Source organism: Nonomuraea sp. B5E05 (assembly GCF_039880665.1).
In the GTDB taxonomy this organism is placed as follows: Bacteria; Actinomycetota; Actinomycetes; order Streptosporangiales; family Streptosporangiaceae; genus Nonomuraea.
The window spans coordinates 40624-53179 of sequence record NZ_JBDPMJ010000006.1 but is presented as its reverse complement, the minus strand read 5'-3'; the positions used below and the strand labels follow the sequence as shown (position 1 = coordinate 53179).

Annotated in this window: 11 protein-coding genes; 9 read left to right on the top strand and 2 right to left on the bottom strand. The window is 72.8% G+C overall.

Annotation, left to right across the window (positions count from 1 at the left end; translation table 11 throughout):
• Positions 1 to 94: 94 nt before the first annotated feature.
• Entirely contained in the window at positions 95 to 586 is a 492-nt protein-coding gene (locus tag ABGB01_RS13155; RefSeq protein ID WP_347773552.1) for a hypothetical protein, read from the bottom strand.
• A 277-nt stretch (positions 587 to 863) separates the two neighbouring features.
• Here ABGB01_RS13155 and ABGB01_RS13150 point away from each other — a divergent pair, with 277 nt between their 5' ends.
• Complete coding sequence (locus tag ABGB01_RS13150; protein ID WP_347773551.1) at positions 864 to 1898, top strand: Glu/Leu/Phe/Val dehydrogenase dimerization domain-containing protein; 1035 nt, start codon at positions 864 to 866, stop codon at positions 1896 to 1898.
• 39 nt (positions 1899 to 1937) lie between these two features.
• On the opposite strand, the gene ABGB01_RS13145 is transcribed toward ABGB01_RS13150, so the two are convergent.
• Complete coding sequence (locus ABGB01_RS13145) at positions 1938 to 2972, bottom strand: hypothetical protein (RefSeq protein ID WP_347773550.1); 1035 nt, start codon at positions 2970 to 2972, stop codon at positions 1938 to 1940.
• A gap of 23 nt (positions 2973 to 2995) precedes the next feature.
• Here ABGB01_RS13145 and ABGB01_RS13140 point away from each other — a divergent pair, with 23 nt between their 5' ends.
• The 8 genes from ABGB01_RS13140 to ABGB01_RS13105 all read left to right on the top strand — a co-directional run bounded on the left by ABGB01_RS13140 (position 2996) and on the right by ABGB01_RS13105 (position 12545).
• Positions 2996 to 3583: a MarR family transcriptional regulator gene (locus ABGB01_RS13140; RefSeq protein ID WP_347773549.1), complete on the top strand. Its 588-nt coding sequence runs from the start codon at positions 2996 to 2998 to the stop codon at positions 3581 to 3583.
• 146 nt (positions 3584 to 3729) lie between these two features.
• Positions 3730 to 4854 (top strand): ATP-binding protein, encoded by a 1125-nt coding sequence (locus ABGB01_RS13135; RefSeq protein WP_347773548.1) that lies wholly within the window; start codon positions 3730 to 3732, stop codon positions 4852 to 4854.
• Complete coding sequence (locus ABGB01_RS13130) at positions 4847 to 5965, top strand: hypothetical protein (protein ID WP_347773547.1); 1119 nt, start codon at positions 4847 to 4849, stop codon at positions 5963 to 5965. Before ABGB01_RS13135 ends, ABGB01_RS13130 begins: the two co-directional genes overlap by 8 nt.
• A complete protein-coding gene (locus ABGB01_RS13125; protein WP_347773546.1) occupies positions 5935 to 6624 on the top strand; it encodes a response regulator transcription factor in 690 nt (229 codons plus the stop codon). The genes ABGB01_RS13130 and ABGB01_RS13125 overlap by 31 nt, the downstream gene beginning before the upstream one ends.
• 131 nt (positions 6625 to 6755) lie before the next feature.
• On the top strand, positions 6756 to 8699 hold the full coding sequence (locus ABGB01_RS13120; RefSeq protein ID WP_347773545.1) for an AfsR/SARP family transcriptional regulator: 1944 nt from the start codon (positions 6756 to 6758) through the stop codon (positions 8697 to 8699).
• Between the two features lie 140 nt (positions 8700 to 8839).
• Positions 8840 to 10213 carry a sodium:alanine symporter family protein gene (locus tag ABGB01_RS13115; protein ID WP_347773544.1) on the top strand — a complete coding sequence of 458 codons (1374 nt, stop codon included), beginning with the start codon at positions 8840 to 8842 and terminating at the stop codon, positions 10211 to 10213.
• Between the two features lie 42 nt (positions 10214 to 10255).
• Positions 10256 to 10855: a DinB family protein gene (locus tag ABGB01_RS13110; protein ID WP_347773543.1), complete on the top strand. Its 600-nt coding sequence runs from the start codon at positions 10256 to 10258 to the stop codon at positions 10853 to 10855.
• 79 nt (positions 10856 to 10934) lie between these two features.
• Positions 10935 to 12545, top strand: coding sequence for an ABC-F family ATP-binding cassette domain-containing protein (locus ABGB01_RS13105; RefSeq protein ID WP_347773827.1), 1611 nt, complete (start codon positions 10935 to 10937; stop codon positions 12543 to 12545).
• Positions 12546 to 12556: the final 11 nt, after the last annotated feature.

Below are 12556 nucleotides of genomic sequence, written 5' to 3'. Positions count from 1 at the left end.
GTCAGGTTACGAACCGGGCCTCGCGCCCGTCGTCCGCCTCCAAGCCCTCCCGGCGTACGCGTTTCGACGTATCAGCCCAGGCGGCGGGCCGCCGTCACCCGGAGGTGAGGCGCAGGACGGCGCGGTCGCCGGAGAGGTGGGTGAGCTCGAGCCGCATGTCGTTGATGCGGCCGGTCTCGCCGGGGGCGAGCACCATTTCGCCCTCGTCGCGGCAGCGGCCGTTGACGCAGTTGCTGCTGATGCTGGCCTGCATCCCCTGGACGCTCAGCTTCCCGGTCGAGCCCCTGAGCGTGATCCGCGCTCCGTCCGGCTCCAGGGCGCCGATGCTCAGCTGCCGCACCCCGAACCGCTCGTCGATGCTGAGCTCGTCGCCGGCCTGGATCTCGATCTCGCAGTCGGCGTCCTCGCACGACGACAGCTCGCGCCCGTCGGCGGCCTGGAGCCCGGCGGGCGTCGCTTCCGGGCTCGCGGCGGGCGCGCTGGGTGACGCGGGCAGGCGCGCCGCCGGCGTGGTGGGCGTGGTGGCGCAGCCGGTGAGCACGATCAGCAGGAAGGCGGTCGCGGCGGGCCGGGCGAGGATCGGCATGGGCGCTCCTGGTCAGGTCGTGGGCTCATCGGGCAGGCGGTCCTTCCCATGGAGAAGATAACCCTCTGAGACGATCTGAATCCGGATGGTGACGGTTCGGCGTGGCACTTCTGCGCGTACGACCATTCGGTCGGCGCCGGCCGCCCACGCGGCCAGGAACCCGGCTGTTGGCCGGAATATCAGCGTATCTCCGATCAATCGTTCGGCCTGTATGGCAACCACGTGTCAAAAAGCCGACTCTTGACGACGGTAACCAGTCATCCGGAAGGGGCAGCACATGCCGGATTTCCAGCACGAGCACGTCGTGGTCCGCTCCGGCAGCCGGTCCGGCCTGCCGGTGATCATCGCGGTGCACTCGACAAAGCTCGGCCAGGCGGTCGGCGGATGCCGCGTCTGGCGCTACGCCGACTGGCGTGACGGGCTCGCCGACGCGCTGCGCCTGTCGGCCGCCATGACCGCCAAGTGCGCCGTGGCCGGGCTGGCGAACGGCGGCGGCAAGACGGTCGTCGCCCTGCCCGCGGACGCCGACCTGGACGCGGCCACGCGCCGCATGGTGTTGCACGATGTCGCGGACGCGATCACGTCCCTGTCCGGCACGTACGCGACCGGCCCCGACGTCGGGACGACCCCCGAGGACATGGCCGTCATCGGGGAGCGGACCCCGTACGTGTTCTGCAAACCCGAACGGCACGGCGGCAGCGGCGGCTCCTCGGCGGCCACCGCGCTCGGCACGCTGGCGGCCCTGCGCGCCGTACGCCGGCGGTTGCACGGCACGGCGGCGTTCACGGGCGCGCGGCTGGCGGTCGTGGGGCTGGGCAGCGTCGGCATGCGGCTGGCCCGTATGCTCGCCGCCGAGGGAGCCGAGCTCGTGGTCGCGGACATCGACCCCGCCAGGCGGCAGGAGAGCGACGCGCTCGGCGCCACCTGGGTCTCGCCCGAGCAGGCGCTCACCTCGGACGTCGACATCGTCGTCCCCGCGGCGCTCGGCGGCGTGCTCACCGCGGACGTCGTACCCGATCTGCGCTGCGCCGCCATCGCGGGGCCGGCCAACAACCAGCTCGCCACGGACCATGTGGCGGATCTGCTGCACCGGCGCGGCATCGCGTGGGTGCCCGACCACGTCGTCAGCGCGGGCGGCGTGATCAACACGCTCGCCGTGGAGCTGCACCACGAGAGCGCCGACGAGGCCCAGAAGCGGGTCGAGGCGATCGAGCACACCGTCGCCGACCTCCTGCACACGGCCGCACTCCAGCGGGTGACCCCCGCCCAGGCCGCGACGGAGCTGGCCCGCCTCCGCCTGGCCTCCGCCTGAAGCGCCGTGTCCGCCTGAAGCCCGTGTCCGCCTGAGGTGTTACGGACGTGGGGACGCGGGGCCGCGGATGAGGCGGGCGACGCGCAATCCCGCCCAGAGCAGCAGGGCCAGCACGCCGACCAGCACGTACTCGATGGCCGGGATCCTGATCGCCTCGCCGGCGCCGCCGAGGAGGTCGCCGCGCAGGGCGTACACGACCATGAGGGAGCCCGCGTAGCAGGCGGCCAGCAACAGGCGCGCGGCGCGCGAGAGCCCCAGCCCGTGCATCTGCGTGATCACGAAGACGCCGAGGAAGCCGAACAGGAACATCGGCCACATCCCGTCGGGGCCGGAGGTCATGACGGCCACGAGGGTGCCGTGCACCACGACCGTCAGCTCCAGCGTCAGCGTCCACCAGCGGTTGGTGTGGGCGCGGGTGAGGAACAGGCTGCCCTGCAGCAGGAGGAGGAACATGTAGAAGAAGCCGATCAGGTGGCCGCTGGTGGCCTCCGCCGGGTGGTACCAGAACGTGTACACCGCCGCCCAGCTGAACAGGTAGCCGTGATAGCGGCGAGCGAAGTCGACGATCTCCCGGCCGAGGGGCGCCGGCCGGCCGAGGAACAGGCCGCGGCGGCGGTTCTCCATGAGCAGGACGACGACCAGGAGGAGTACCACGGAGCCCTGGGAGCTGTAGATCGACACGTCCTGGGCCAGGCCGTCGTAGAAGAGGTGGGTCTGCAGCGTGTGCAGGGCGACGAAGCCGGTGTTGACGGCCAGGGCGACGACATTGACCGGGTGCAGGCCGGTGGCGTAGCGGCGCACCCTGGTCTGCGCGTAGAAGATCATCCACCAGAACGCGATCTGGTGGGCGGCGTATCCCGTCCAGGCCGACAGCCTGGTCCACACGGTGGGCTCGGGCAGCTTCCAGTAGTACCAGGAGGCGCCCTGGTCGGGCAGGAGCGTGACGCCGTGCAGTCGCTGGCCGAACAGCCAGATCAGGCCGGTCAGCACGGCGCTGGCCGCCACCCCGGCCGCCAGCGCCGTGCCCGGCCGCATCGTGCTCAGCGCGTGCTTCGTGCCGTAAGGTATTTCCACCATCGAAATATATAGGGAGGGTTGTGACCCCGTACGAGGTGATGGTGCTGATTCGCCGGCTCAACGTGGAGAGCGACCGGTTCGTCGAGGGCTTCGCCGTGGCCCACCGGCTGCACCGCACCGACCTGAACGCCCTGGTGGAGATCCATGACGCGCACCACGCCGGTCATGCGCTCTCGCCGGGCGAGCTGGGCGCGAAGCTCAACCTCAGCGCGCCCGCCACGACGGCCCTCATCGACCGGCTGGAGCAGGCCGGCCACGCCGGACGCCGGCGCAGCGCCACCGACGGCCGCAAGGTCGAGGTCGTCATCACCGAGCGCGCGGTCGAGCTGGCGCGCACGTTCTTCGCCCCGCTGGGGCGCCACCTCACCGCCGTGGTCGAGGAGTTCGGCCCGGAGGAGCGGGAGACCATCGGCAGGTTCCTCACCCGCGGCATCGAGGCCACCGTGACGGCCCGGGGGGACTTCACGATCCTGGCCGATCCGGTCGACACCGTGGCCGGCGCGGCGCGTCGTCACCCGGGCGAAGAACGGCGTCCACGTCCGCCGACAGCCAAGATCGCCTACCGGTTCGCCAGGGCGTCTCCCGTCAGGCGGCGTTCCAGGGAGTGACGGCGGCGCCACCCGCTTCCGGCCGACGGAGTTGATCAAGTCACGGCGGATGAACCGGGCCACTCGTTAGGCTGCGTGAGTCGCACCGTCACCCACCGGATCACCGGCCGGGCCCGGGAGCGGCGAGAATCGAGGCGAGGTGACGGTTGGCTGGTGAGGCGGCGCGGCTGCTGGAGAGCTTCGGCCGCCGGTACGCGGCCGGGGTGCGCCTGGCCACGCTCGCGCCGATCGTCGCCATCGCCCTGTTCCGCGCCCCGCCCGCGAATCTCGCGGGCACCGCGGTGGCGGCCGCCGCCGCGGCGGTGTGGACCTGCGGCTACGCGTGGTGGCTGCGCGCGGGCCGCGGGCACGCGGCGGTCGCGCTCGACGTGGTCGTCCTGCTGGGCCTGTACACGAGCATCTTCGTGACCGACGCCGTCGAGGACCGCAACACCGGGTGGCTGCGGCTGCTGCTCACGTTCGCCTGCGTGACGTGCCAGTGGCACACCCCGCCGCTCGTGGGAGGCCTCGCGGCGGTGGTGGCAGGGGGCGGGGCGGTGGGCTTCCTCACGGCGGCGGGAGCGGCGCAGGTGGACAACACCCTGGTCACGGGGACGGTTTGGGCGTTGCCGGCCGCCGGGCTGTCCAGAGCGGCCTGGGTGGTCGTCCACCGCGCCGCGGAACGCGCGGACCGGATGGCGGCCGAGGCCGAACGGGCACGCGCCGAGGCGCAGGTGGCCGCGGCGGTCAGGGCCGAGGAACGCGAGCTCGGCAACTCGCTGCACGACACGGCGGCCACGACCCTGCTGATGGTCGGCATCGGGCAGGTGCGCTCGGACGCGGAGTGGCTGGCCCCGCAGGCGCGCCGCGACCTCGACAGGCTCCGCTCCGACAGCGGGCGCGAGCCCCCGCACGCCGACCTCGTCGAGCTGTTACGCGCCGACCTCGATTCCGTGCAGCTGACCGTGGAGTTCGACGCCCCGGCGGAGCTGCGGCTGCCGTTCGAGGTGGCCAGGGCGATCGCCGACGCGGCCAGGGAGTCCCTCACCAACGTAGGCCGCCACGCGGGCACGACCGGGGCGGCCGTCCGGCTGAGCGGGGACGCGCGGTCGCTGCGGCTCGACATCGCCGACCAGGGCAAGGGATTCTCGCCCCCGGACGTGTCCGCCACCCGGCGGGGCCTGCGCGAGTCCGTACGAGGCAGGATGAGCCGTATCGGCGGTACGGCCACGATCACCTCCGCCGAGGGCGAGGGCACCCTCGTCCGGCTGGAATGGCGTGCCGATGGGTGACGCCGCCGAGGAGATGACGCGCGCGCAGTTACGGCGCGGCCTGCGGGTCGCGACGTTGCTCGTCGTCCTGGTGACGGTGTGCGGGCAGGGGTTGTCCAACCTCCTGCGCCACCTGGACGACTACCCGTCGCCGCTCGCGCAGCTGGCCGCGTTCGCGGTGCTCGCCGCGGTGCTCGCCGGCGAGGCCGTCCTGCTCGTCCGGAGGCGACCGTGGGGACGGTTGCGCCGGGCCGCCATCGCCGCCGTGCTCGCCGCGTCCGTCCTGTCGTACGTGACCCTTCCTGAAGGGCGCACCTCCACCGGCACCGACTGGCTTTTCGGCGCCGCCGCCTGGGTGGGCCTCGTCGTGCTGCTCGACCGTCCGCTGCGGGTCGCCGTCGCGTTCCTGCTCGCCCACGACCTGACCGCCCTGGTGCACCTGCTCACGGTCGACCCCAACCGGGGAGACCTGGCCCGCTTCGCCACCGGCTCGGTGACCGTGGTCGGCCTCCCTCTGTGCGTGGCCGTGGTGGCGGCCGTCCTCAACTCGCTGAGCGCGGCGTCGGCGGCCTCCCAGCGGGAGATCGAGCGGGTCCGCGTCGCCGAGGCGGTCGCGGCGGAATCCCACCGCCGCAGGAGGCAGCGGCTCGCCGAGCTGTCGGCGACCACGATCCCGCTGCTGGAAGGGCTCGCCGACGGCTCGCTCCGCCCCGAGGACCCGGCGATCCAGCGGCGCTGCGCGATCGAGGCCGGCCGGATGCGCAGGCTGTTCGCCGAGACCGACACCGTGGCCAACCCCCTGGTGCACGAGCTGCGGCACTGCGCTGACGTCGCGGACCGCAAGGGCGTCGTGGTGGAGCTGGACGCTCGGGGGCAGTGGCCGACGCCGCCCGTGGCCGTCCGGCGCGACCTCACCGAGCCGGTGCTGAGCGTGCTGGCCACCGCGTCATCCCGGGCCAGGATCGCGGTCGTCGGCGGCGCGGACCTGGTGTCGGTGAGCGTCGTCGCGGACAGTGGTGAGGTGGATCTGCCGGACCCGGTGACGCCGGGAGTGCACGTCGAGACGTTGAACAACGACGACACGGTATGGATGGAGGTCCGATGGCAGCCGAGCCCGCAGCCGGCGAGCTGATCACCGTGGTGATCGTCGACGATCACGCGGCCATCGCCGCAGGCGTGCGCTTGTGGTGTTCCCAGGCCGTGCCGCCGATCGAGCTCGTCGACGCCGGCGACCGGCTCGCCGACGTGTGGACCGGCCCAGGAGCCGACGCCGACGTCGTGATCTTCGATCTGGAGCTGGTACCGCGCAGGCCGGACTTCGGCGAGCTGCGCCGGCTCGTCGACAACGGCCGCCGCGTGATCGTGTACTCCCAGCACGTCGACGACGCGACCGCGATCAAGTGCGTCGACCTCGGCGCGCTCGCCTACCTGACCAAGCGCGAGGGCCCCGACCACCTGCTGCCCGCCATCCGGGCGGTCGCGAAGGGCGAGCCCTACACCGCGCCGTCGTTGTCCGGGGCGCTCATCGCCGACGACGCCCCCGGCAGGCCGCGCCTGTCCCAGCGCGAGACCGAGGTGCTGCGGGCGTGGTTCGTGGCCTCGTCCAAGGAGCTCGTCGCCGCGAAGCTCAACATCACCGTCAAGACCGTCGACACCTACATCGCACGCGTACGGGTGAAGTACGCCAACGTGGGGCGGGAGGCCCGCACCAAGAGCGAGCTCGTCGGCCGCGCCCTCGACGACGGGCTCATCACGCTCGCCGAGCTCAATGAGACGGCGACCTCGTTGTAGGGCGTTCACCGGACACCGGTGCGGCCCGCCCCTTCCTAGACTTGCCGGCAGTAGCGGCCATGCCGCGCGGCACCTCATCCGCGGTCACCCGGAGCCTTGCGCCGGTCGTCCACTGTGACGGGGGGAGCTCAATGGGACTGCAGATCAGGTTTCTCGGGCCGTGGGAGGTCACGGCGGACGGCGAGCCGGTGAAGCTGGCCGGGCTGCGGCGGGTGGGGGTGCTGGCCCGGCTGGCGCTGAGCGCCGGCCGGACGGTCCCGGCCGAGCGGATCCTCGCCGACGTGTGGGATCAGGGCACGGTGACGACGGCGGGCAAGCAACTGCACATCGTGGTGTCCAAGCTGCGCGGCCTGCTCGCGCCGTACCAGGACGACGAGATCATCACGACCGTCCCCGGCGGCTACCAGCTCAACCTCGCCCGTGAGGGCGTCGACGCCCACCTGTTCACGCTCATGGCCGGCGAGGCGCGGGCCGCGCGGGCCCGGGGCGAGATCGCGGCGGCGGACGAGCTGTTCCGGCGGGCTCTGGCGTTGTGGCGGGGCAACCCGCTGGAGGGCATGACCGGCGCGTGGGCGCAGGCCGCGTGCGCCCGGCTGGAGGAGGAGCGCCTCACCGCGCTCGAGGACCACATCGACCTGCGGCTGGAGTCCGGCGACCATCACGGGGTGGTGCCGGTGCTCACCGCTCATGCGGAGGCGTACCCGCTGCGCGAGCGGCCGCGCGCCCAGCTGATGCTGGCGATGTACCGGGCCTCCCGCCCGTGCGAAGCCCTCGAGGTGTACCAGGAGACGCGCCGCGTCATGGTCGGCGAGCTGGGCGTCGAACCAGGGGCGGCGCTGCGCCGGATGCAGCAGGCGGTGCTCAGGCGCGACCCCGCGCTCGACCTGGCCTCCCCGGCGAGGCGCGCCACGCTCACGAGGGCCGCCCTTCCGAACGAGCTGCCCGCCGACACCCGGGCGTTCACCGCCCGCGCCACGGAGATCGCCTGGTTGCGCGGGACGCTCACCGGCGCCGTGCCGGGGCCGCCGTCCGTCGCGGCGATCCACGGCGCCGGCGGTGCCGGCAAGTCCGCGCTGGCCGTGCACGCCGCGCACGGCGTCGCCGAGCGGTTCGCCGACGGCGTCCTCTACGTCGACCTGCGTGCCGCCACCGCCGGGCGTACGCCGCTGACGCCGTACGAGGCCCTGAGCCGGCTGCTGCGCTCCCTCGGGGTGGACGGCGCCGCCGTACCGTCCAGCCTGGACGAGGCCGCCGCCCGCTACCGCTCCCTGACCTCGACGCGCGAGCTGCTCGTCGTCCTCGACGACGCGCTCGACGCCGGCCAGGTCAGGCGGCTCATCCCCGCGGGACCCAGGTGCGCGGTCGTGGTCACCAGCCGTCAGGTCATGGACTCGCTCGACAGCACGAGCCGGCTGGACCTGAGCGGGCTCGCCGACGCCGACGCCACCGCGCTGCTCGCCCGCACCGTGGACCCCGCGAGAGTCGCCGCCGAGCCGGAGGCGGCGCAGCGGATCGTCCGGCTCTGCGGCGGACTGCCCCTCGCGCTCCGCATCTCGGCGGCTCGCCTGGCCGCCCGGCCCGACCGGCGGTTGTCCTCGCTGGCCGAGCAGCTCGCCGACGACACCCGCCGCCTCGACGTGCTCGAACACGCCGACCTGGCGATCCGTACCAGCATCGCGGCCGGCCTCCAGCACCTGCGGGGAGAGCCCGACGCCGGCCACGTCTTCCACCTGCTGGGGCTCATGGGCACCGGCACCCACACGGCGGCCGCCACGTCCGCTGTCATCGGCTGGCCCGAGGCGCGCGCCGAGGCCGCGCTCACCCGCCTGCTGGACGCCCGCCTGCTCGAACGTGCCGGGTCCCGCCGCTACCGGATGCCCGACCTGATCCGCCTCTACGCGCGCGAGCAGGCCGCACACCACACGCCGGAGCTCGTACGCGCCACCGCCGCCCGCCAGGCGTTCCACTACCACCTGACCAGAACGCACGACCCGATCGTGCACCGCCGCGGCCCGGCCGAGCGGGCCATGGCCCGGCAGGCGGCCACCCTCCCACGCCGCCTCGCCGTCCACTGATCCCCGTCGGAAGATCACCGGGCGTTCTGGCCAGGGCGCCCGTGCGCGCTCATGACTTACGTAGACATAATGAGTGAGGTCTGTTTGTCAGTCATGTGAGGGACTGCTCTCCCTGCACATGTGAGCGTGAGGAGCTTGGGGTGCAAGACCTTCTGTCCGTGATCTCGGACTTCGTCTGGGGGCCGTTCCTGCTGATCCCCCTGCTCCTGCTGACCGGCCTCTACCTCACGATCGTGCTGCGCGGCCTGCAGTTCCACAAACTCTTCTACGCCCTGTGGCTCGCGCTCATCCGGCGCAAGGAGGTCGAGGGCGTGGGCGACATCTCCCACTACCAGGCCCTGTCGACGGCCCTGGCGGCCACCGTGGGCGTCGGCAACATCGCGGGCGTCGCGACGGCCATCAACCTCGGCGGCCCCGGTGCCCTGTTCTGGATGTGGGTGACCGGGCTGGTCGGCATGGCGACGAAATACTCCGAGGCGTTCCTCGGCGTGCGCTTCCGCCGTACCGACGCCAAGGGCGAGCAGAGCGGCGGCCCGATGTTCTATCTGACCTACGGGGTGGGCGGGAGATTCGGCGCGACCCTGGGCGTGCTGTTCGCCGTCTTCGGCGCGCTCGCGGCCTTCGGCATCGGCAACATGGTGCAGTCCAACAGCGTGGCCGACGCGGTCAACTCGCAGTGGGGTGTTCCCATGTGGCTGACCGGGGCGATCATCACGGTGCTCGCCGCGGTCGTCATCCTGGGCGGCATCAAGAGCATCGGCGCGGTCACCAGCGCCTTCGTCCCCGTGATGATCGTCTTCTACATCCTCGGCGCCCTGTGGATCATCATCGCCAACATCGGCAACCTGCCCGAGGCGCTGGCCCTCGTCCTCACTGATGCTTTCACCGGCACCGCGGCCACCGGCGGGTTCGCCGGCGCGGGCATCCTGCTGGCCATCCGGTACGGCGTGGCCCGCGGCATCTTCTCCAACGAGTCGGGCCTCGGCACCGGTGGCATCGCCGCGGCGGCGGCCAAGACGAACGAGCCGGTGCGGCAGGCGCTCGTGTCGATGACCCAGACGTTCATCGACACGCTGGTCGTGGTCAGCATGACCGGCCTGGCCATCATCGTCACCGGCGTCTGGAGCAGCGGAGAGACCGGCGCGCCGCTCACCACCTCGGCCTTCAGCCACGGGCTGCCCGGCCAGTGGGGCGGCATCGTCGTGACGATCGGCCTGATCTTCTTCGCGTTCTCCACGCTGCTGGGCTGGGCCTACTACGGCGAGCGCTGCATGGACCGGCTCTTCGGCAGGGGAGCGGTGGTGCCGTACCGGTTGGTGTTCATCATGCTGATCTTCGTCGGGACGGTGCTGGAGCTGCAGACCGTGTGGACGTTCTCCGACATCATGAACGGTCTCATGGCGCTGCCCAACCTCATCGGCCTGCTCCTTCTCTCCGGGCTCGTCGTCCGGGAGACCCGTGCCTACTTCAACCGTCCCGACTGGGAGAAGTTGTCCGCCGTCGACCCCAAATGATCGCGTGTGCGCATTGTCGGGCGCGGCTGCCAGGATACACACATGACTGATCTCGAACTGAAGTCGGATCTGCGCTTCTACCTGCAGCGCGCCCGCGAGGCCCTGCTGTGGAAGCTCGACGGCCTGTCCGACTACGATGTCCGCCGCCCGCTGACGCCCACCGGCACCAACCTGCTGGGGGTGGTCAAGCACGTCGCCGGCACGGAGGCGGGCTATCTCGGCGACGTCTTCGCCCGGCCGTTCCCCGAGCCGCTGCCGTGGATGGCGGAGGAAGCCGAGCCCAACGCCGACATGTGGGCGAGCGCTGGCGAGTCGCGCGAGGACATCGTGGGCCTCTATCACCGGGTGTGGGCCCACTCCGACGCGACGATCGACGCGCTGGCGCTCGACGCGGCCGGAGAGGTGCCGTGGTGGGCGGAGGGGCGTCGCAAGGTGACGCTGCACCGGATCATCACGCACATGATCGTCGAGACCAGCCGGCACGCCGGCCACGCCGACATCGTCCGCGAGCTGATCGACGGGGCCGCCGGGATGCAGCGGGGCAACGACAACCTGCCGCAGGGCGACCAGGCGTGGTGGGAGGCCTACCGCGGCCGGCTGGAGCGGGTGGCGCGCGAAGCGGGTGAGCGGTCCGCCAGGTGAGCTGAAGCGGGTCGGGTCGCCGCCATCGGCACGCTGATCGCGGTCGCCGGCGCCCTGCCGCTGACGCTGGTCGACACGCATCTCTGGCGCCCCACGGACGCGGGCCCATCTCAGCGCCACCGACGTGCGTCTCGCGCGCGGTGGCAGGCCGGTCCTGACCGGCGTCAACCTCACCGTCTCTCCCGGTGACCGCCTGGGCGTGGTCGGCGAGAACGGCCGCGGCAAGACCACCCTGCTGCACGTCCTCGCCGGCGCCCTGACCCCCGACTCCGGCTCGGTCAGCCGGGTCGGCACCGTCGGCGTCGCCGACCAGGAGCTGCCCATCGGCGACGACCGCACGGTCGGCGACCTGATCGACGTCGAGCTCGCGCAGGTGCGGGCCGTGCTGCGCGCGTTCGACGCGGCGACGCGCGCCCTGGAGGAGGACCGTCCAGGCGCCGAGCAGGACTACGCCGACGCGCTCGCCGCGGCGGAGTCCCTCGGCGCGTGGGACGCCGACCGCCGCGTCGACGTCTCGCTCGCCGCGCTCGGCGCCGTCAGCGACCGGGATCGGCCCCTGGCGGGCCTGTCCGTCGGGCAGCGTCACCGGATCAGGCTCGCCGGCCTGCTGGGCGCCGGGCACGACCTGCTGCTCCTGGACGAGCCGACCAACCATCTCGACGCGAGCGGCCTCGACCACCTGACCGCCCGCCTGCGCGCGCATCCGGGTGGGGTCGTGCTGGTCAGCCACGACCGCGCGCTGCTGGCCGACGTCGTCACCACGGTGCTCGACCTCGACCCGACCAGCGACGGGCTGCCCCGTACGTACGGTGGCGGCTACGACGGCTACCGCGAGGGCCACCGCGCGGAACGCGAACGCTGGGAGCTCGCCTACCGCGACCAGGAGAACGAGCGCCAGAGGCTCGCGCAGGACCTGTCGGCCGCCCAGAACCGCCTGTCCACCGGATGGCGGCCCGACAAGGGGACCGGCAAGCACACGCGCGCCACCCGGGCTCCGGCGCTGGTGCGGGCCGTACACCGGCGGCGGGAGGCGCTGGAGTCGCACGTGCTCGACGTGCCGAAGCCGCCGCTGCGCTTCCAGATGCCGCGGCTGGAGGCGACGCCGGGAGTCACGCTGCTGCGGGCCGACGACGTCACGGTGGCCGGAAGGCTGCGGGCGCCGGTGTCGGTGCATCTGCGCGCCGGTGACCGTCTCGTGGTGACCGGGCCCAACGGCGCGGGGAAGTCGACGCTGCTCGCCGTGCTCGCCCAGACGCTGGCGCCCGGCTCCGGGACCGTGCAGCGCAAGCGGGGCGCCCGCGTCGGCCTGCTCGCCCAGGAGTCACCGCCGCCGTCGCGGCGGCGCGCCTTCGAGGTGCACGAGGCCGCGGTCGGCCGGCTCGTCAGCTCCGGCGTGCTGCGCGAGGGTGACCAGGTCGGGCTCACGCAGCTCGGGCTGCTGCCCTCCGAGGCCGCGCACCGGCCGGTGCACGAGCTGTCGATCGGCCAGCAACGCCGGCTCGACCTGGCCATCCTGCTGGCCGGGCGGCCCCAGGTCGTCCTGCTCGACGAGCCGACCAACCACCTGTCCATGGCGCTGGTCGACGAGCTGACCGAGGCGCTGTCCGTGACGGCCGCCGCGGTGGTCCTGGCCACCCACGACCGCAGGCTGCTGCGCGACACCGCCGCCTGGCCGCGGTTGCGGATCTGAGAGCCCGCGGG